The following is a 19797-nucleotide window of genomic DNA, read 5'->3' as shown; positions in this document are numbered from 1 at the left end:
TTATAGTAAATTTAAGTCATGTATAGATAGTAGGATTGAATCGATCTGAAAATTATCTTGAATGATCAGCTCATCGTGCGCTTGGCTGAGCATTTTATCAATCCAAGATAAAATCGAAGTGAGATTCATAATTTCAAGAAATCAGACGCACTTGATACATAATTGATTTACGAATGGTAAAAATGACTAAAGCAAATCAAGCATATACCACAAATAATCGTAAAATGATTATCAGATTGATTTAAAAGCCGAGCTAGAAATTGAGCATTTACATGAAAGCTAGATTATCTGCTGTCACATCAATTGGAAAGGCTGTCGTAAATCCAGAAAATCCAGCTAGACCTACTTTCTGAAATGAGCAAAAAATATTAAAGGATGCTGTGGGGGAATCTTTATTATTTTATAGAGCTTGTAAGTAATAAGATTGGGATATGCTTTGGGTTAATTTTATCTTGCTCAAGATTTGACATATATTAAAAAGCCCACAAATGAGTGGGCTAAAACGGCAATAATTTTATTTAAATAAAATAACTGGTTTTGGTCATCAACTTGGAAATGCCGGTCATGGCGATCTTGACTGGAACGGGTAAATCTACACCGCCAGCGTTTAAAGCTGTATCCCGATGATGCAGTTCATCTTCATTCATCTGTTCCAAGATACGACGAGAACGTTCATCCTGCGGTGGCAACTGACTAATATGATGTTGTAAATGCATGCTGACTTGACGTTCTGTTTCAGCCACAAAACCCAGACTGTATTTATCGCCTGCGATCCCGGCAATTGCACCCATACCGAAGGAAAGACCGTACCAGACCGGATTGAGCAGACTGGTATGGCTATCCAGTTCTTTTAAGCGGTCTTCACACCAAGCCAGGTGATCCTGTTCTTCAATCGCTGCCTGTTCCATTTCGCGACGCACATTCGGGAGTTTCGCCGTCATGGCCTGACCATGATACAGCGCCTGTGCACAGACTTCACCACTATGATTGACCCGCATTAAACCTGCCACATGACGTGCATCACTGACCGTTAACTGCGTTTCTACCGGTTGGGCCGGATTCTCACGTTGTGCTGAGGTCGTGCCCGGGACTAGACTGCGTAATGCCTGGTCAAAAGAGTGAATCAGTTTATCGAGACCTGTATATTGACGCATGAATTAATCCTCCAAGGGTGCTTTTGCAGTTTTGATCATTGGTTTCAGCCGGTAAAGTAGCCAGAGAGTAAACAGGCCGCTTAATACTGCGGTAATACAAAAAAGTATTTTAAGATCAAGCTCTAGAACACTTAAAATAATAATAGAAAATATAGCAGAAGATACCATGAAAACGGCATTCAGAATGTTATTTGCTGCAACCACACGCGCACGATGTGAGCGGGGAGAATGCGCCTGCATCATGGCATACAGCGGTACGATATAAAAACCGCCGCTAATTCCGAGTAAGGTAACAGCCAGCATGACATGATAATAGCTCCAATCTTGCTGAAAGACATCTGCCAGGCCAATTAATGTACCTGTACGTTCCGGAACAAAGGCCAGACTCGCAGCCAGATACAGGGCAAAGACCACCAGACCGATCGCGCCAAAAGGCACCATCTTGATATTGACCTGACTGCCGCCAATTTTACGGCATAAGTATGAACCCAGACCAATTCCGACAGAAAAAAAGGTTAAGAGGAGACTGGCGACATTTTCAGATGCATGCAGATTTTGTAATGTCAGCTGAGGAATTTGGGTCAGATAGGTTGCACCATAAAACCAGTACCATGAATTGCCCAGTAAAATGGTAAAAATCAGAGGTAAGCTTTTGGCATATTTCAAGGTCTGCAAGCTGGTGCGGAAAAAATTCCAGTCAACTTGCAGCTCAGGCGCGGGAATACTTTGTTTCAGGATATAGCGACTGGATATATAACCAATCAAGGCGATGCTGATGACGGTTAAACTGATCCAGATCAAGTTGCCGGCAGAAGCTGCAATAACTGCGCCGCCTAGAATCATACCGAACAGGATTGCCAGAGAAGTTCCGGATTGAAACAGGGCATTGCCGGACATCAGTTCATTTGGTTTCAGCACTTCAGGTAAAATGGCATATTTAATCGGGCCAAAGAAAGTGGAATGGGTGCCCATCAGGAACAGGGCAAATAACAGAATCCATAAATTACCCATGAGAAAACCGACAGTTCCCAGCAACATAATGGCAATTTCCAGAAGCTTAAGATAGCGAATTAGCTGTGAACGTTCGTATTTGTCGGCAATCTGACCGGCAGTGGCTGAAAAAATAAAATACGGCAAGATAAACAGTAAAGCCGCCAGATTATTTAAAGTGCTGATGTTGGCCGATTGCTGTTGAATCCATCCATAAGTGATGACCAGCAGTAACGCCTGTTTAAATACATTATCGTTTAATGCACCAAAAAACTGCGTCAGAAACATCGGTAAAAAGCGCCGAGAAGCTAACAAATGTTCATTTTTGTTCATATAGGCCGTGCTACATTAAGTTTTATTAAGAAATGTCAGTTATGCGTAAACATTGAGAAAAATCATGTAAGATACTTTCAGCCATGTAAAGGTAAAAACCAATTAATTAAGCTCCTTAGCTTATATTTTTCGGTCAAATAATCAATTAAAGAATGTATTCGTTTAGAGTTTGCTATGCCTGCAAAGAAAAATTTTAAAAAAACGATGCTAAATCGCAGTATGGGGCCTCTCATACCACAGCATAGTGGTATGCAGCTGTGTATGAGCATATTTTTTATGATGTTATCCCATCAGAGCATGGCACAAACTGAACAGCCCGAAACACCCGTGGCCATTTCTCAGGCAGAAATGGTGGACGAGCTATCCAAAGAAGCGATTCGTCAGGGTGTGGCCACGTCCAAAACGGAAGCGGAAGAAAAAATTGAAGAAGCCTTGGAGCCGGAAGTACCAGTTGACAGCATGTTGATGCTGGAACAACAGCAAAATGCAGGATCTGGTCTGGGCGAATTTACGCCGATCGAGTTTGATGATCTGGAAGATCTGCCAGTACAGACTATTGATCAGAACATGGCCAATGAAATTTATCAGGTAGCCGAGCAAGCCAAACAGGAAGCACAAAACTATCGCAATAGTCAGACCAGTGAAACGGTGGTGGCTGATATCAGCCAGCAAGAACTGCTGGAAATTAATCAGGCACCGGTCAATGTCGACCAGTTGATGCAATCGATTCAGGCAGACAGCCAGATTATTGTAAAAAATAATGAAGCCGGATTGACCTTGCCAGAAGTGCCGGGTCAGTTGGTTGCTGAGGATGATAAACGTCCAAATCTGTTCAAACGGCTATTTTATAAAATCCGTCCTCCACGTCAGATCATGACCGCAAGAGTTCCTCGAATTAGTGCAGATGTGGTGATCATAAATGGGCAAGGTGTGGCGCAAAGCAACGGTATGCTGAATCGTAAAGATGTACCTGAAGGCCATCTGAATTTAAGAAATAATGTCAAAGCCAAATTATCCAGTTTTACCCAAGAGTCTTTTGGCGACTTTAATTCGGCTTTGCCGCAATTACGCACCTTGTCCAGACAGGCAGCGCAGGCAGTGGGTTATTATAATGCTCAGTTCAGGTTTGAAAAAATCTCTGACAGTCGGGTTCGGGTTTTTGTGACCCCAAATGAACCGGTCCTGATCAGCAGTCAAAATATTGAATTTACTGGAGAGGGTGCGGAACAGCCACAATTCCAGGTCATCAGTCTTTTGCCTGAACAGGAAGAAGGCGATATTTTCAATCATGGCAATTATGAAAAAACCAAGACACGCATTACCACAGCAGCCAATAACAATGGTTATTTTGATTCATTCTGGCGTCTGCATGATGTAAAGATTGCTCAGCCACAAAATACTGCCGATGTGAACTTGCGTTTTGAAACGGGTGAACGTTATAAATTAGGCAATGTCGAGTTCAGAATGAGCGATCCTGAAAAGGAATTTCCGCTGGACCGAGACGTACTGGAAAGTCTGGTTCCCTGGACAGAGGGTGCAGATTATACCTTCTGGCGGGTGAATAGCCTGGCCAACAACCTAACCAACTCACGCTATTTCAATTATACACTGGTAGATGCGATTCGCCCTGATCCGCTTGATAAAGAGCTGGAACTGGCACCCGATATTCAAAGCCTGATTGAAGAACAGAAACGGAGTGAAGATCAGGCTGCTACGATGCAACCAGCTCGCTCGGTATCCTCTTCTCAGGAAGTGACCCAGAATGTCGTAGATGAAGACCAGTTTGCCGGTAGCCGCGATCAGGAAAGTGCAAATTTAAGAACTTTGCGGGTTGAGCAGCAAACCAAAGAGAATGAACAGGATCGTTTAAAAGTACAGGCACGGGAAGAGAAAAAGATTCCAGTGATTGTGACTTTAAATGCAGACCGTTTAAACAGTGCTGAAGTGGGTCTGGGTTATGGCACAGATACCGATATCCGTTTACGTGGTCAATATCGTCGTGCCATTGTGAATAAGCGTGGACATTCGTTTGATGCCAACATGGAGCTATCAGGTATCCGCCAATCCATTGATGGACGTTATAACATTCCCTATCACCATCCGCTGAATGACTATGTCAGTATTGTGGGGGGGTATGAGCGTGAAGAGCGTGAAGGTGTCGCACAGGGTGAAGGCCTGTTGATTGAATCGGCAGTCTTAGGTGCAGACCGGATTATCAAAAATCCACGTGGTAGCTGGCAACGGACTTTCGGCGCACGTTATCGTCTGGATCGCTTGAAGCAGGATGGTTCTGTCGACTTTAACCAGATTCCTGAAGCTTTTCGCTTTAATACCGAAGATGAGCAGCAATCCCTATTAGTCGGTTATGAAGTCTCACGTACCGAGAGCGATCGTCGGGTCAACCCAACCAAAGGCTTCAAACAGACCTATAAGATTGAACTGGGCAGTGAGGCTTTACTCTCTGATGCAGATATGGCCATTGTGAATGCGGGCTGGCGTTTTATCTATTCATTGGGTGAAAATGCAGACCATCAGTTTGTTGGGCGTGCCGACGCGGGTTATATTTTTACTCAAGATTTTGCCAAAGTACCGTATAACCTGAGATATTTCACCGGTGGTGACCAGAGTATCCGCGGTTTTGACTACAAGAGCCTTTCTCCGGAAATTGACGGCTTTAAAGTGGGCGGGCAGGCCTTGGGCGTGGCTTCATTAGAATATAATTATCAGTTTAAGGAAGGCTGGCGTGCTGCGGTCTTTGCAGATGCCGGAAATGCCTATAATAAAGAATTCAGTAATCCGACCGAATATGGCGCGGGTGTGGGTGTACGTTGGGCTTCACCGATTGGGCCAATACGTATAGATGTTGCGACTGGACTGTCTGATGACAATTATCCGATTCGTTTACATTTCTTTATTGGATCGCAGTTATAAAACATCATTTTAAAAAATAGTTATTTGGGTAGATCATGGTCGAGAACCAACCACAGCCAGAACAAGAACCACAAGATAGCGTTGTGCCGAAAAAGCGCCGTATATTCAGAAGCATCCTATTATCGGTGCTTTTTTCGCTGATTTTTCTGCTGTCTGTGCTGGCTCTACTATTTTCGACCAATCAAGGCAGTAAATTCCTGCTGGATCAAGTGCTAGAACGCCAGCAAATTATTCAATATGAATATGAAGGCGGTAATTTATGGCGCGGGATTATTCTTAAAAATGTGCTGGTCAGCCTGAAACCGGTCGATGTCAAAATTGATCGTGCTGATGTAAAACTGGGTTGGCGCGCGATTGTCAAAAAAGAAATTCATCTGACTGAAGCCGATGTCCTCAATCTGCAAATTATTAACAAGCAACCATCAACGGGCGAACCGTTCAAGTTTAATGCTATCCGTTTGCCTTTTATCTTGCGCGTTGATCATTTACTGCTGGATCATTTGGTCATTAAAACCCAGACCAATGCAGTTGATTTCTATAATATTGAATTAAATGAGGCGCTCTGGTCTGGCACCGAATTAAATTTTGAAGATTCCCGGATGGATATGGGCTATCTGTCAGTACGTGAAGCCACGGGTAAAATGCAGTTTGAAGGCAAATACCCTCTAGATGCTACGGGCATCGTCAATCTGCCTTCCTTAAGAGATAGCTTGAATATTCATGATATTCAGGTGAGGGCACGTGGAACACTGGACACGATTCAGGCCGGCGTAGCGACCAATACGCCTGATTTATTAACCGGTTGGGTTATCGTGCATCCGATGCGTCCTCAGGTACCGATGCGCGGCGAGTTGAAGTTCAAGGATTATCACTGGCCTATTCTAGCCGAACAGAAACTGTTTACCAAAGACGGCATTGCCGAGTTCAATGGTGATATCCAACGTCTAGATCTGAATGTCCAGACTGACCTGATTGGGGAAAATATTCCGCAAGGTCAGTATAGTGCGGTGATGTATACCGATCTGGTCAATCAGCTGAATATTACCGATCTGAATGGTCAGTTGATGAAAGGCGCAGTCAGCCTTGCCGGGACAGTGGGCTGGAAAGACCGGGTCAGCTGGGATTTGGCTGGGCGTTTGAATGGGATTGATCCTAAACATGAGCGCATTCCGCAAGTCGTACAAGATTTCTTGCCGCCAAGTCTGGATGCCAATATCGCTTCTGCGGGTAATCTGGAAAATGGCCTGCACCTTACCGGACTGGTTGATTTTGACCGCTATGAAAGCTGGAATCTGAAGCTGGATCAAAATCCGGTCAAGGGCAATAAAATACAACCGATGCTACTGGATGTTGCCTGGAAAAATATTGATCGCGCCGTACCTTATGTGGGCTGGCTCAGCAGTAAGTCTGGCGATGTTAAACTGGCATTGGTCGAAGGTCAGCAGAATATTCATGTGGCAACTAAAGTCGAGCAGCATGAAGAAGGTCTTCTGCCTGCAGGCATGTATCAGGCTAAGCTCAATCTGAACAAAAATATCCTGAATGTCCCGAGCTTTAATTACAGTGCCAATGCACAGGCAGGCAGCTTAAGCGGCAATGCACGGATTGAACTGCCACAGGAAAAACGTCAGTTAAAATGGACCGCGATATTAAATGCCAAAAATTTGAATACCCAAAGTATTGCCGCAGCTTCACCGGTAGATCGTTTGAATGGCCAGATTAAAGCCAATGGTTATGCGCAACCGAATCAGCAGATTATTAAACTGAATAGTGTCGACCTGACCGGACGACTGGCGGAGCAAAATGAAACCGTACGTTTGACTGGAAACAGCACCATTGCCTTGTTATTCCATAATGAAAAAGCGGGTGGCGGATTTAAAGGTTATGCGGTGAATTATGATGGTGCTTTAAATGCCAGTCAGCTTAAAGCCAGTCAGGGTATGCTGAAACTGCGCGTTTCAGGTACCCCGGAAATGTTGAAAATCAATGAATTCCGTCATGATGGTGTGGCTGGCAAGATTAATGCCAGTGGTCTGGTCAATCTGGCGAATGGTATTGGCTGGGATATCAACGCATCCTTAATCCGCTTTAAGCCGCAATATTTTAATGCCAAACTGAAAGGCGAATTGTCTGGCAATGTGCAAACCCAAGGCGTTTGGTCAGATGCCTTAAAACGTATTCAGATTCAACGCTTGAATCTGGCGGGTATGCTGAATAATAAACCGGTACGTGGTACAGGTAATTTATCGGTCATTATCAATTCAAACCAGCGCGGTTTTGTACCACAGCAGTTCGAAGCCAATAACCTGTTCCTGTCTTATGCCAGCAACCAGATTCAGGCGACCGGTAATGCACAGAATCTCCAATTGAAAGTCAATGCACCAGCACTGTTTGAATTATATCCAGGTTTAAGAGGTCGCGCGCAGGGCTATATTAATATGCAGGCACAACCACGGTTACAGGCTTCTGCTAATCTGTCTATCGATAATTTTGCCTTTAAAAACCTGTTTAGCGTGCAGAAAGTTCGTGTTCGCGGACAGTTACCGACATCGCAAAGCACACCAACTTTATTGACCGCGACAATGGATCGCCTGCGTAGCGGTTCACGCGAGATTGTACGCGGTGAGATATCATTGGCTGGTACTCGTGCTGCACACATTCTCAAAGTGCAGGCAGAAAACCGCCTATCAAAATTCTTTGTACAGCTCGCCGGTGGCTTTAATGCCCAAAATAACTGGCTGGGTCAGATTCAAAAAGGTGATTTTGACTCTTTACGTGCCCGTCTGGTGCAACGTCAAAATGCAGCAGTGATTTATAACACTGCTCAATCGGATCTGTTTGTTGGTGCTCATTGCTGGATGAGTCAGCAAAGCCAGTTGTGTTTTGATCAGCCGATTAGGGTCAACAAAACCCGTGGCAGTGCCTCTTTTATTACCCAAAACCTTGATCTGGAAGATTTCAGTGCATTCCTGCCTGATGGATTGGCGTTGACAGGTAAAGTTAATGGTTATGCCAAGGCTGCCTGGGCACAAGGTGCCAAACCTAAAATTGACGCGCGTCTGGTGACGCGTAATGGTGTGGTAGGCCTATCTTCTGAAGATCCAGATTATTTGGGTTCTACCCTTAAATATGATGAAGTCGGGTTGGTCGCAAAAAGCGTGGCAGATGGCTTGCAACTTCGTCTGGATGTCAAAACACCGGATATCGGAACCGGCTATGCCAATGTCATTATTGATCCATATCGGGACAGTAAACCGATGCGTGGTGAAATTGCCTTTAACCAGGTACAGCTCAAGGTCTTTAAGCCATTTATTCAGGACATCCGTAATCTGGACGGGATTTTATCTTATGCCGGAAAAATTAGCGGAACTTTAACGGATCCCTTACTTGAGGGTGAGGTTCGAGTCAAAGATGCTTCGATTAGCATGATCTCCTTGCCGGTGAACTTGACCAACGTACAACTTTACTCATCCATACGTCAGAATTCTGCCAGTATCAATGGCGCATTTAACAGTGGTCGTGGTGTGGGTAAATTAACCGGATCGGTCGACTGGAAAGGCGATCCGCGAGTGCAGTTAAAACTGCAAGGTGACAATCTGCTGATTCGTCAGGCACCATTAATTACTGCTGTGGTGACACCTGATTTGACTCTGGACATGTATCCATTTAATAAAAAACTGAGTCTGAGTGGCACAGTCGATGTACCGCGTGCGTTGATTTCAATGCCAGAAGCCTCAGAACCTGTAGTCGGTTTATCTTCAGATGTACGGGTCGTGCGTGAAGGTGATGATCAGTTGGCGATCTTGAAGTCAGCACGTCCTTGGGATATCCGGGCAGATGTAGCTGTTTCTTTAGGGAATCAGGTCATCTTCCAGGGCTTTGACAGTCGTATTCCGCTATTGGGTCGAGTCAATCTGTCACAGCGTGGTCTGGAAACTGCAATGCGTGCCAATGGTGCAATCGGGGTGTCACAACGAGTGAAAATCGAAGCCTATGGCCAAAGTCTGGACCTGAATCGTGCTATCGCGCGTTTTAATGGTGAACTTACCAATCCGACGCTGGACATTGATGCCAATAAATCGGTTCAGGGTAGTACGGTCGGGGTACGGGTAACGGGGACGGCATCGAGTCCAAGTATTCAGATTTATAATGATGCGGGCTTGTCAGAACAGGAAGCCTTGAATGCCTTGATTACCGGTCGTGTTAATGAGGGTGTATCTGGTTTAAGCCAGGCTGAAGGATTTAGATCCGATGTGAATAATACGATCGCTGCTGCGGGGATTAGTTTGGGCTTGGGTAGCACCCGCGCACTGACCAACCAGATCGGGCGCAGTTTTGGCTTAACTGGTCTAGCTCTGGATGCTCAAGGTACAGGAGATGATACCCAGGTTTCTGTGACTGGTTATATTACGCCTGATTTATATCTCCGTTATGGAGTCGGGGTATTTACACCGGTGAATAAGCTCACTTTACGCTATCAGGTAAATCAGCGCTTGTATCTGGAAGCGAGTCAGTCTTTAGAACGTGCGATTGACTTGTTCTATAATTGGCGCTTCTAATTTAAGCAATAAAAAAGCCCTAAAATTTTAGGGCTCTTTTATTGGGAGACAGCACAAAGATTTTATTAGCTATAAAGTAGATTGATGTCATAGTCAGCAGAAGCATTGATCTCTAAATTCAATCTCTATACATATATGACAATAGAGTTACGAGTAGAGAAAGAATTTAGGATGAGACTTCAGGGTGAAGAAAACTGATCATCGTATAATTCAACTATCACATATAGAAAATCAATTAAAATATGCAATAACAGACTGAAAATCAATAAAACCATAATAAAAATAGGTGTATATTGAAAATACGATTTCACGCATAAGAGCATCTTCGCATGTCGACTAAATTTATCATCCGTTTTGCTGCGATTCTATTTTCTGTACTTATTTTGACTGCATTAGCCATTCAATTTTTCTTTAAATCGGATGTAACCGTAGTTCTATGGATTTTCGCTGTACCTTTCATTTTGGGCATTCCAATTTTGGCTTCTGTTGTATTGACCACCAATGATGAACTTGATATTCATAGCGTTAATTAGGCTTGAACCTTAAACTGGCGCATTTAAAGTGCATCTGATCTTTACTGATAGAGCAGCCGACATTTGCACTTTGTTCAATAAAATAGACCTTATTTTAAAGCAATGCAGGTCAGTTAAGCATGCATCAGAAAATGTAGTAAAAATGAGTGTATGTTTACGCTCATTTTTTATCAGCTTACTCCAGAATTTGGATTTCACTCTCAAATCATCATGATTTACATAAACTCTAAGAAATAAGGGAATATTCTTATCATTATTCATTCAAAATAGGTCTTCATCATAAAACTCAACATTTTAGAGAAAACAGAATGCCTAAAAATAATTATCTACCAGCTCTAGAACAAGTTTATGACTTTTTAAAGGAACGACCAGGTTTTAAGGATAAAAGTGAATTTGATAAAGCGGTAGAGTATTTTAGAGCTTTACATGAAAGTGATCCTCTGGATTTCAGAGTTCAAGCACCGAATACTGTCGCTGGAAAATTTGGGGCCAAAGAGACTATAAATTTAGGGTCTATGCCAGAATTCAGTAATAAGGAAAATTTCCTTAACTGGATAGATACACAAATTAACCACTAGTTGAAAGACTTTAAGCAAACACATCATCCGGCAGGTTTTCATTTATTATTCATACATTCATTAACATGTAGTACAGAAAACAATCGAAACTGAGTTGGAAAACTACAAATTTGAATGATAACTTTGTATTCAAATCTTCCCAGTAAAGAGGTGAGCAATGAAGTTGTTGACTTTGGTTGGTATGGGAGTAGCAGCGAGTTATTGTTATAAAACTATGAAAAATGGCAAGCTTGCTCTTTCAAAACCTGACTTTGATGAAAGTGTAAAACGATTTGTACTGCAAGAATTTGCAGCTTAGTTCTTCACGATATATTTTCCAAAAAGGCTCATCGGAAGATGGGCTTTTTTATTTTCTAAAAATTTATAATTCTAATATTCAGATTAAAAGCAGTTTAATTATAGCCACCATGTTATAAACCTACCTCGTGATCTATTTTAAATAATTAAATGAGAACTAATGGATGATGAAGATGGAAATGAATGGTGCGAGCTTATATATTCTGAAGCCTTGAGAATATATAAACCAACAAAATACAACACAGTCAACAAACTGAGATTCTTTGCCCTGATTTTAGAATTATTCGCAGAAATGCAGCATGAGGATGCAATGATTCAAGTAAAGACTGTGAATGTGAAACTTAAATTGAGATCTAAAAATTACATTTTTTGGGTGTTTGAAATGCCTGATTTTCAGGATAAGACGTTATTTTTAACTTATATGTCTAGCAAATTAAGTCAGCTATAAGGTGTCGTTGAAGGTTAAAATCGTCAATCAATTTAACAAGCATAGTTTTTCTTATACTAATGGTCTATTTATATATTTTTATCAATAGCTTGCTTATTCTCTAGTCGTTGCTCACTTTGACAACATACCTGAATCAGCGCAAAAGTGATAAAGGGAAAGGCCCATCGAAAGGTGGGCTTTTTTAATATGTACAGCTTATTGAACGAAAAGTAACTTAAAGCAAATGTAAGAGAACAGTTTATTAATACTCCCTATACTTTATTGATAAATTCACAGTGCTATAGTCATTTTGCGAAAACAAGAAGACGCAAATAATACGAAGAAAGTGACTACAGCACTAGCCCGCTTATTTGAAAGAGTAAGCGGGCTTTTTAATTGAAAAATTAATGTAATATTATGCTAATGTATAAATTATAAGTTTATATATAATGCATGAATAGATTCTATCGCTGTAGTTTCTTTCCAATTTCAGCCTCCTTCCCTAAGGAGTCATTTTTTTGTCGATAGAAAAGTAATGTTCCAATGACTATTGTGTTTATTCAGTTACACAAATGATCATCGTTGACTCTTGAATGAATCTTTCAAATATTTGAGCATGATATTTTATTGGTTAAATAAGTGATGGATCGCCATGATAAATGAAGAAAAGCCTTTGAACTTTGACGACGATAGTGAGCCTCAAGATTTCGAAGATGAAGAATTTATCGATGATAAGAAAGAGGATGAAATGTACAATGCTATTACCAAAGATGGTTCTAGTGTTGATCCTGCGGATGATGGGACGCGTCATATTCGCCCTGAAGACGGTGATCCGATAGAAATTGAAGAGTAATAAAAAGCCCAATTTAATATTGGGCTTTTTTATCGTCTGGTGGATGAGAATGAAAATACAATATTTCCCATTTAGAATTGAGCGGATTGATCAAAATCCCCATCTAGAAAATTTAAATAGTCATTGAAATGATTTTTTTCACTTAATAAAAAAGCCCTCATTCATGAGAGCTTTTATGTCAATTCAATCTAGCAGAATAGCCTAAGAAAATATTTAAAATGGGGTGCAATTAATCTTTAAACGTCTCATTTAACGCAGTTTGAACCGCGTCAACCCGTGCCTTGCAAGCTTTATAAGCAGTCATGGATTCTTCCACGATTTTCATCAAGTTATCAATATCCGGTTCCTGCTGAGATTCGAGCAGTTCCGCATTCTTTTTCAAGATGTCATAGCCTTGTTGGAAGCTCAAAGTATCATGATTCATGAGGAAATACCTGTATAAGTTGTGCTGAAAAAATGCCGTCATGCAATTCGACTTCAACCAGATCATTGGGCTGAATCTGTTGAATAGATGCAACCACATGTTCTTGCTGGCGCACGATGGCATAACCCTTGGATAAAACATGTTTAGGATTTTGTAGTAGCGTTTCCCGCATCAAGGCATCGAGCTGCTGATTAATTAGCTGGGTATGCTGCTGGGCCAGACTGGCAGTATTGGCTTTGATCTGTTGCAGACGTTGCAGGGCATCCATAATCTGGTTATTGGCCAGACTTTGAATCAGTTTCAAAAATTGATCATTCTGATTTTGATAAGCCTGAATCTGTTGCTGAGATAAACGCTGAATGCGCTGTAGATAATTCAGGACATCTTGGGTCAGTTCAAAGATATGATTGCGGATTCCTGCAATGACTTTACTCGGAGTATCAAAGGAGCGATGCGCAATCTCATCCAGAATGGTACGGTCTTTTTCATGCCCGATGCCGACCCAGACCGGCACCGAACGTTTACAAAGCAGGGCAGCCAGATCATAATCATTCAAATAAGCCAGATCATTGACTGCGCCACCACCTCGTATAATCACAATCAGATCCGGTGCTGTATTATAAGTCTGTGCCCATTGTTTGAGCGCTTGCGCCAGATTTTGCATAATACTTTGCGGGGCAGTATTTCCCTGAAAAGTCGCACTGTAGTAAATAAACTCACACACCTGCGCACGCTGAAGTGCATCGGCATCTTTTTTAAAATCTCCCAGGCCTGCTGCATTTTCGGGAGCAATCACCAGAATCCGGTTCAGGTCAAAAGGACTGGGCAAGTTTTTATTGCGTTGAATCAGTCCTTCAGTCGTCAACCGCTCAACAATCTGCTGATAACGCCGGGCAATATCTCCTAAGGTATAGCCCGAATCAATCTCGACAATATTTAAAGAAAAGCCATATTGCGGATCAAAGTTGGCTTTGACTTTAATCAGCACTTTCAGATCGCGACTCAGCTCAATTCCGCTTTCACGTTCAAACTGCGTGACAATTTTCTGGGCACTAAATTTCCAGATGGTCGCTCGGCAACTGGCAATCACCTGATCGCTGTCGGCTTCTTTTTCTGCCAGCTCCAGATAATAATGGCCGGCTTTAATACTTAGATTACGAATCTCGGCTTTGACCCATACTGGTGTATCGAAAGTGAGTTTGACCACTTCCTGAACCGTAGCAAGATATTCCTTGAGGGAGAGTTGAGGATCGTCTGTCATGCCAATAGAAAGTTTAAAATTCAATCAAATATTAAATCAATCCAGCACAGATCACAAATTTAAAAGTGAAGGCATATTTGAATGATGTAATGACAATGCAATGCTATTGAAATGCATAATCACTTGGTTTAGGCGATTCATTCGGAATTTTCGTATTTTGTAGAGGCTCTTCTCTTCTGTTTATCTTGTTCATTGAGAGAGTTTATAGCGTTGAAGTCCTTAATTCATAAATGTGTTATTTCCATTCTTTAATGAAAAAGCACGGTTAAAAATGTACACAGACTTGTGTCTGGCAAGGACCAGGAAATATGCTAAATTGGTGAAGAATTATTGAAGAAGAATAGGCTCTCATGAAAAAAACAATGCTGTTCGGTTTGCTGGCTGTCGCTTTAAGCGCATGTACTACCACGCCGCAATCTAAGACGGAAGCTCCTAAAATAGGTTCAGCGAATCCTGCAAGCGCTTATTGTGTCAATCAGGGTGGCAAGCTTGAAATTCGTACTGAAAGCAATGGTCAGGTCGGATATTGCCATTTAAAGAATGGTCAGGTGGTCGAGGAGTGGGAATTACTGCACATGAATCAACCTAAATGTATTGCTGATCAGGCAGCGGAATTGGTCGGTCAGTCCAATTTGACTGAAGCGCAAATCAAGCAGAAAACCAAGGCACAAATTGTACGTATGGTCGAACCGGGTCAAGCGGTGACTATGGATTATCGTGAAGAACGAGTGACTGTCACCGTAGATCCTGCAAGCAAAAAGATTATTCAAGCTTCATGCGGTTAATCACATAAAATGAAAAAGCCCATTGATGGGCTTTTTTTAATTCATTACAACTGGCATTTTGAAATGACAAATCTTCCCCGATCTTTTATATTGCCCCTCGGAAGGAGAAATTCATGAAAAAGTTATTGGCTTTATCGTTTATGCTGGCGCTTGCCGGTTGTGCCGAGAAGAAACCCTTAACCCCTGAAGAGCAGTGGCAAGGTTATTGTCGAAGTGTCGGAAATGCGGCGCGTACCATTATGCTGGATCGTCAGAATGCGATTGAGAAAGAAAAAGCAATCGAGCATGCCAACAAGATCGATGATGAAACCACCAAAGGTTTTATCCTGAATATTATTGATGAAGTCTATGCGATTCCAGCCGAAGAGATTAAGGTAGATGTAAAAGCAGCCCGTGAAAAAGTCCGCGCTGAATTTACTGCAAAGTGTATTGCGACACCGCATGATGAATTACCAGATTACAAACCGTTCTAAGGAACGGTTTGTAATCTGCATAAAATCATTCAACTCATATTTCCCATTAAACGTATTTAAATATACACATCTTCAAAAGACTGAAAAATAGAAATAGCCTAAGCAAAAAATGTACACTTTGTGACAATTTTTAAATCTAAAATATAGAAATACTTATCTTTATATTGAATAATGAATTTAACTCCAATTAACCAAGGAGTAGCACAATATGGAAGTCGTAAGATATTTGCATCATTCTGATCTACTGCTGGAAGATGAAGAAGGTGTGGTCATTATTGGCGGCAGTCGCTATGTACTCAGCGTTGGTGACAAAGTCGTTTTAAAGAAGATGCTAGAACAAGATAAAAAGCTTTATCAGATTGATATTTCCTTTGCCAGCAATAATCACAGTACAACCTGTGAAGATGAATGCGTGGTGAAATTCCAAGGCTGCCGAGACTCATATCAGCAGTATTTAAACTCGACCACTGTACACTAAGGTGGAGTATCTTTTTAACGTCAAATCAGGCAACATCAGGGTTGCCTTTTTTATGCATTAAATTCAGTTAAAAGGGCCTATTCATGGGCTTGTTTCGTGTGGTGTAAGCTGGAACTGATTATGGAATAATCATTAAGAGCATCATTTAGTTATAAAATAACGAGCATCACGAAGAAACACTTGAGTTGCATTAACTTTTAACTGGAAATTTAGTAAAATTTCGGAGTCCATATTATTTATGAAGCTTGGAATAAGCAGGAATTCATAAGTAATTTTTTAAAAAAGAGGAATAACACTGTGCTAGAAGCTTACCGCCAACACGTTGAAGAACGTGCCGCACTCGGAGTCCCACCGAAGCCACTTGACGATGCCCAAACAGCTGCATTAGTTGAACTACTAAAAAACCCGCCAGCTGGTGAAGAAGCATACTTGGTAGATTTGCTTGAAAACCGTGTACCAGCAGGTGTTGACCAAGCTGCATATGTAAAAGCTGCGTTCTTAGCTGCATTGGCAAAAGGCGAAGCAACCTCTCCACTCGTTTCTAAAGAACGTGCTGTTTACTTACTAGGTACTATGCTTGGTGGTTATAACGTAGCGCCTTTAGTTGAACTTTTAGACAATGCTGAGCTTGCTGAACTTGCAGCTGAAGCATTGAAAAAAACGCTTCTTGTATTTGATGCATTCCATGACGTTGCTGATAAAGCAAAAGCTGGTAACGCAAATGCTCAAGCAGTTATGCAGTCTTGGGCAGACGCTGAATGGTTCACTAGCCGTAAAGACGTTCCTGAAGAAATCAAACTGACTGTTTTTAAAGTAACTGGCGAGACCAACACTGACGACTTGTCACCTGCACAAGACGCTTGGAGCCGTCCAGACATTCCATTGCACGCAAATGCAATGTTGAAAAACGTACGTGACGGGATCAATCCAGAAGTTCCTGGTGAAGTGGGTCCACTTAACCAAATTAAAGAATTGATCGCGAAAGGCAACCAGGTTGCTTACGTTGGTGACGTTGTTGGTACAGGTTCATCTCGTAAATCTGCAACTAACTCTGTACTTTGGTTCTTCGGTGACGACATTCCGCACATCCCGAACAAAAAAGACGGTGGTTACTGCCTAGGTTCTAAAATCGCTCCAATTTTCTTCAACACGATGGAAGATGCTGGTGCGTTACCGATCGAGATCGATGTTGCTAACATGAACATGGGCGATGAAATCGTTCTTAAGATCGATCACGCTGCTGCTAAAGTAACTGCGTTCAAAGACGGCGCGCAAATCGCTGAAGCTGAACTTAAAACTCCAGTTCTTCTAGACGAAGTTCGTGCTGGCGGTCGTATTAACCTGATCGTAGGTCGTGGTTTGACGACTAAGGCGCGTGAAGCTTTAGGTCTTCCAGTATCTACAATGTTCCGTACTCCGGTTCAGCCTGCTGCAACTGGCAAAGGTTTCACTCAAGCTCAGAAGATGGTTGGTCGCGCTTGTGGTCTTCCTGAAGGTCAAGGTGTACTTCCAGGTACTTATTGTGAACCTAAGATGACTACTGTTGGTTCGCAAGATACAACTGGTCCAATGACTCGTGACGAATTGAAAGACTTGGCTTGCCTAGGCTTCTCTGCTGACCTTGTTATGCAATCTTTCTGTCATACAGCTGCGTATCCAAAACCAGTTGACGTTCAAATGCAACACTCGCTTCCTGATTTCATCATGAACCGTGGTGGTGTGTCTTTACGCCCAGGTGACGGTATTATTCACTCTTGGTTAAACCGTATGCTTCTTCCAGATACTGTTGGTACTGGTGGTGACTCGCATACTCGTTTCCCAATCGGTATTTCATTCCCGGCGGGTTCTGGTCTTGTAGCGTTCGCTGCAGCAACTGGTGTTATGCCACTTGATATGCCTGAATCTGTACTTGTGAAGTTCAAAGGTAAAATGCAGCCTGGTATCACTCTACGTGACCTTGTACATGCAATTCCTTACTACGCAATTAAGGAAGGTGACTTAACTGTAGAGAAGAAAGGTAAGAAAAACATCTTCTCTGGTCGTATCCTTGAGATCGACTTAACAGAAATGGAAACTGACCTGACTGTTGAGCAAGCATTCGAACTTTCTGATGCTTCTGCTGAACGTTCAGCTGCTGGTTGTTCTATCACACTTTCTGAAGAGAAAGTTGCTGAATACCTTCGTTCAAACATCACCATGTTGAAGTGGATGATTTCTGAAGGTTATGGCGATGCGCGTACGATGGCTCGTCGTGTTGAGAACATGGAAAAATGGTTGGCTAACCCAAGCCTGATCAAAGCAGATGCTGATGCTGAATACACCAAAGTGTATGAAATCGATCTTGCAGACATCAAAGAACCTATTCTTTGCTGCCCGAATGATCCAGATGATGCGAAACTTCTTTCTGATGTTCAAGGCGCAAAAATTGACGAAGTATTCGTTGGTTCTTGTATGACTAACATCGGTCACTTCCGTGCGACTGGTAAGTTGTTAGAAAAAGTTCCTGGTGGTGCGTTGTCAACTCGTTTGTGGATTGCTCCACCTACGCGTATGGACGAACATCAGTTGATGGAAGAAGGTTTCTATAACATTTATGGTAAAGCTGGCGCGCGTACTGAAATGCCAGGTTGTTCATTATGTATGGGTAACCAAGCACGTGTAGCTCCGAACACAACTTGTGTATCGACTTCTACTCGTAACTTCCCGAACCGTCTAGGTCAAGGTGCTAACGTTTACTTGGCTTCTGCTGAACTTGCTTCTGTTGCTGCTGTATTGGGTAAATTACCTTCTCCAGAAGAATATCAACAGTACGCAGCTCAAATTGACAGCATGTCAGCTGACATCTATCAATACTTAAGCTTCGACAAGATGAGCGAATATACTGACGCTGCTAAAGACGTTGATACTAAGAAAATTGCTGCTGCTCAATTAACTTAATTGTTGATTAAAAAGTAGTTTAAAATAAGGGCTGATTTATCAGCCCTTATTTTTTATAATTGTTGTTTTTATAAATAATAATAATTAGAATTAAGTGGCTTTGTTGCACAAACCTATCTGTAAAGGCTTTTTCAGCGATATAATTTTCAAATGAAGAAGCCTACACACAAAATCTACCGCACAACCAATTGGCCCGCATATAACCGAGCACTCATGAGTCGCGGAAATATTGCCATTTGGTTTGATCCTGCTACGCAATGGTATGCGCCATCAAAAGGCAAACAAGGGCGAAATCAAACCTACTCCGACGCAGCCATCCAATGCTGCTTAATGATTAAATCCTTATTTCGTCTGTCTTTACGTATGGTTACTGGCTTTGTGCAAAGTCTGATTAAACTTTGCGGATTAAATTGGATAGCTCCAGATTACACCACGCTTTGTAGAAGACAAAAGCATATTGATATTGCAATCAGCTACCAAAAAAGTAGCGATGGGCTGCATCTACTCATGGACTCTTCAGGCATGAAGTTTCTAGGTGAGGGCGAATGGAAGCGCAAGAAGCATGGACCTGAATATCGTCGCCAATGGCGTAAACTTCATATTGGTATAGATGCTAAAACCCTACAAATACGAGCAGTTCAGCTTACAACCAATAATGTCAGTGATTCACAGGTGCTTGGTGATTTACTTAATCAGATTCCACAAGATGAGCGGATTGACTCTGTTTATACCGATGGAGCTTATGACACCAAGCAATGCCGTCAGGTCATTGCAGATCGGCAAG

Annotated in this window: 16 protein-coding genes; 12 read left to right on the top strand and 4 right to left on the bottom strand. The window is 42.1% G+C overall.

Annotated features, from left to right (window positions below):
• Positions 1-518: 518 nt before the first annotated feature.
• Both coq7 and F893_RS11100 read right to left on the bottom strand, forming a co-directional pair.
• Complete coding sequence (gene coq7 / locus F893_RS11105; protein ID WP_005247248.1) at positions 519-1154, bottom strand: 2-polyprenyl-3-methyl-6-methoxy-1,4-benzoquinone monooxygenase; 636 nt, start codon at positions 1152-1154, stop codon at positions 519-521.
• 3 nt (positions 1155-1157) lie between these two features.
• A complete protein-coding gene (locus F893_RS11100; RefSeq protein WP_005252124.1) occupies positions 1158-2477 on the bottom strand; it encodes an MFS transporter in 1320 nt (439 codons plus the stop codon).
• Between the two features lie 174 nt (positions 2478-2651).
• Here F893_RS11100 and F893_RS11095 point away from each other — a divergent pair, with 174 nt between their 5' ends.
• The 7 genes from F893_RS11095 (at position 2652) to F893_RS11070 (ending at position 12655) form a co-directional block, all read left to right on the top strand.
• Positions 2652-5408 (top strand): autotransporter assembly complex protein TamA, encoded by a 2757-nt coding sequence (locus F893_RS11095; RefSeq protein WP_005252122.1) that lies wholly within the window; start codon positions 2652-2654, stop codon positions 5406-5408.
• Positions 5409-5443: 35 nt separating this feature from the next.
• Positions 5444-9967, top strand: coding sequence for a translocation/assembly module TamB domain-containing protein (locus F893_RS11090; RefSeq protein WP_005252120.1), 4524 nt, complete (start codon positions 5444-5446; stop codon positions 9965-9967).
• Positions 9968-10296: 329 nt separating this feature from the next.
• The gene (locus tag F893_RS11085) at positions 10297-10500 is read left to right on the top strand and encodes a hypothetical protein (protein WP_005103450.1); all 204 of its coding nucleotides are present in this window, start codon (positions 10297-10299) and stop codon (positions 10498-10500) included.
• A 308-nt stretch (positions 10501-10808) separates the two neighbouring features.
• Positions 10809-11078: a hypothetical protein gene (locus tag F893_RS11080; RefSeq protein ID WP_005252119.1), complete on the top strand. Its 270-nt coding sequence runs from the start codon at positions 10809-10811 to the stop codon at positions 11076-11078.
• A 157-nt stretch (positions 11079-11235) separates the two neighbouring features.
• On the top strand, positions 11236-11376 hold the full coding sequence (locus F893_RS18125; RefSeq protein ID WP_004645377.1) for a hypothetical protein: 141 nt from the start codon (positions 11236-11238) through the stop codon (positions 11374-11376).
• A 159-nt stretch (positions 11377-11535) separates the two neighbouring features.
• The gene (locus F893_RS11075) at positions 11536-11823 is read left to right on the top strand and encodes a hypothetical protein (RefSeq protein WP_005252118.1); all 288 of its coding nucleotides are present in this window, start codon (positions 11536-11538) and stop codon (positions 11821-11823) included.
• Positions 11824-12454: 631 nt separating this feature from the next.
• Positions 12455-12655: a hypothetical protein gene (locus F893_RS11070; protein WP_005103446.1), complete on the top strand. Its 201-nt coding sequence runs from the start codon at positions 12455-12457 to the stop codon at positions 12653-12655.
• 229 nt (positions 12656-12884) lie between these two features.
• Here the strand turns inward: F893_RS11070 and xseB are convergent, their stop codons facing one another.
• Both xseB and xseA read right to left on the bottom strand, forming a co-directional pair.
• Complete coding sequence (gene xseB, locus F893_RS11065; RefSeq protein WP_005252116.1) at positions 12885-13079, bottom strand: exodeoxyribonuclease VII small subunit; 195 nt, start codon at positions 13077-13079, stop codon at positions 12885-12887.
• A complete protein-coding gene (gene xseA, locus F893_RS11060) occupies positions 13069-14340 on the bottom strand; it encodes an exodeoxyribonuclease VII large subunit (RefSeq protein ID WP_005252109.1) in 1272 nt (423 codons plus the stop codon). Before xseA ends, xseB begins: the two co-directional genes overlap by 11 nt.
• Before the next feature lie 350 nt (positions 14341-14690).
• Here xseA and F893_RS11055 point away from each other — a divergent pair, with 350 nt between their 5' ends.
• From F893_RS11055 to F893_RS11035, 5 genes are all read left to right on the top strand, one after another.
• A complete protein-coding gene (locus tag F893_RS11055) occupies positions 14691-15125 on the top strand; it encodes an I78 family peptidase inhibitor (protein WP_005252105.1) in 435 nt (144 codons plus the stop codon).
• 113 nt (positions 15126-15238) lie between these two features.
• Positions 15239-15598 carry a hypothetical protein gene (locus F893_RS11050; protein ID WP_005103441.1) on the top strand — a complete coding sequence of 120 codons (360 nt, stop codon included), beginning with the start codon at positions 15239-15241 and terminating at the stop codon, positions 15596-15598.
• 208 nt (positions 15599-15806) lie between these two features.
• On the top strand, positions 15807-16076 hold the full coding sequence (locus F893_RS11045; RefSeq protein WP_005106642.1) for a hypothetical protein: 270 nt from the start codon (positions 15807-15809) through the stop codon (positions 16074-16076).
• Positions 16077-16373: 297 nt separating this feature from the next.
• Complete coding sequence (locus F893_RS11040; protein ID WP_005252103.1) at positions 16374-19013, top strand: bifunctional aconitate hydratase 2/2-methylisocitrate dehydratase; 2640 nt, start codon at positions 16374-16376, stop codon at positions 19011-19013.
• A gap of 150 nt (positions 19014-19163) precedes the next feature.
• The coding region (locus tag F893_RS11035) for an IS5 family transposase (protein WP_034436168.1) at positions 19164-19797 on the top strand (634 nt) is incomplete at its 3' end.

Origin of the sequence: Acinetobacter sp. CIP 102136 (assembly GCF_000369685.1) — a bacterium.
Classification (GTDB): Bacteria; Pseudomonadota; Gammaproteobacteria; order Pseudomonadales; family Moraxellaceae; genus Acinetobacter; species Acinetobacter fasciculus.
Note: the sequence above shows the minus strand (reverse complement) of the source record. Positions and strands in the feature narration are given on the sequence as shown.

Bases quoted from the DNA above. Each gene is read 5' to 3' on its own strand.
- coq7 (WP_005247248.1), bottom strand. From the start codon at position 1,154: ATGCGTCAATATACAGGTCTCGATAAACTGATTCACTCTTTTGACCAG.
- F893_RS11100 (WP_005252124.1), bottom strand. From the start codon at position 2,477: ATGAACAAAAATGAACATTTGTTAGCTTCTCGGCGCTTTTTACCGATG.
- F893_RS11095 (WP_005252122.1), top strand. From the start codon at position 2,652: ATGCCTGCAAAGAAAAATTTTAAAAAAACGATGCTAAATCGCAGTATG.
- F893_RS11090 (WP_005252120.1), top strand. From the start codon at position 5,444: ATGGTCGAGAACCAACCACAGCCAGAACAAGAACCACAAGATAGCGTT.
- F893_RS11085 (WP_005103450.1), top strand. From the start codon at position 10,297: ATGTCGACTAAATTTATCATCCGTTTTGCTGCGATTCTATTTTCTGTA.
- F893_RS11080 (WP_005252119.1), top strand. From the start codon at position 10,809: ATGCCTAAAAATAATTATCTACCAGCTCTAGAACAAGTTTATGACTTT.
- F893_RS18125 (WP_004645377.1), top strand. From the start codon at position 11,236: ATGAAGTTGTTGACTTTGGTTGGTATGGGAGTAGCAGCGAGTTATTGT.
- F893_RS11075 (WP_005252118.1), top strand. From the start codon at position 11,536: ATGGATGATGAAGATGGAAATGAATGGTGCGAGCTTATATATTCTGAA.
- F893_RS11070 (WP_005103446.1), top strand. From the start codon at position 12,455: ATGATAAATGAAGAAAAGCCTTTGAACTTTGACGACGATAGTGAGCCT.
- xseB (WP_005252116.1), bottom strand. From the start codon at position 13,079: ATGAATCATGATACTTTGAGCTTCCAACAAGGCTATGACATCTTGAAA.
- xseA (WP_005252109.1), bottom strand. From the start codon at position 14,340: ATGACAGACGATCCTCAACTCTCCCTCAAGGAATATCTTGCTACGGTT.
- F893_RS11055 (WP_005252105.1), top strand. From the start codon at position 14,691: ATGAAAAAAACAATGCTGTTCGGTTTGCTGGCTGTCGCTTTAAGCGCA.
- F893_RS11050 (WP_005103441.1), top strand. From the start codon at position 15,239: ATGAAAAAGTTATTGGCTTTATCGTTTATGCTGGCGCTTGCCGGTTGT.
- F893_RS11045 (WP_005106642.1), top strand. From the start codon at position 15,807: ATGGAAGTCGTAAGATATTTGCATCATTCTGATCTACTGCTGGAAGAT.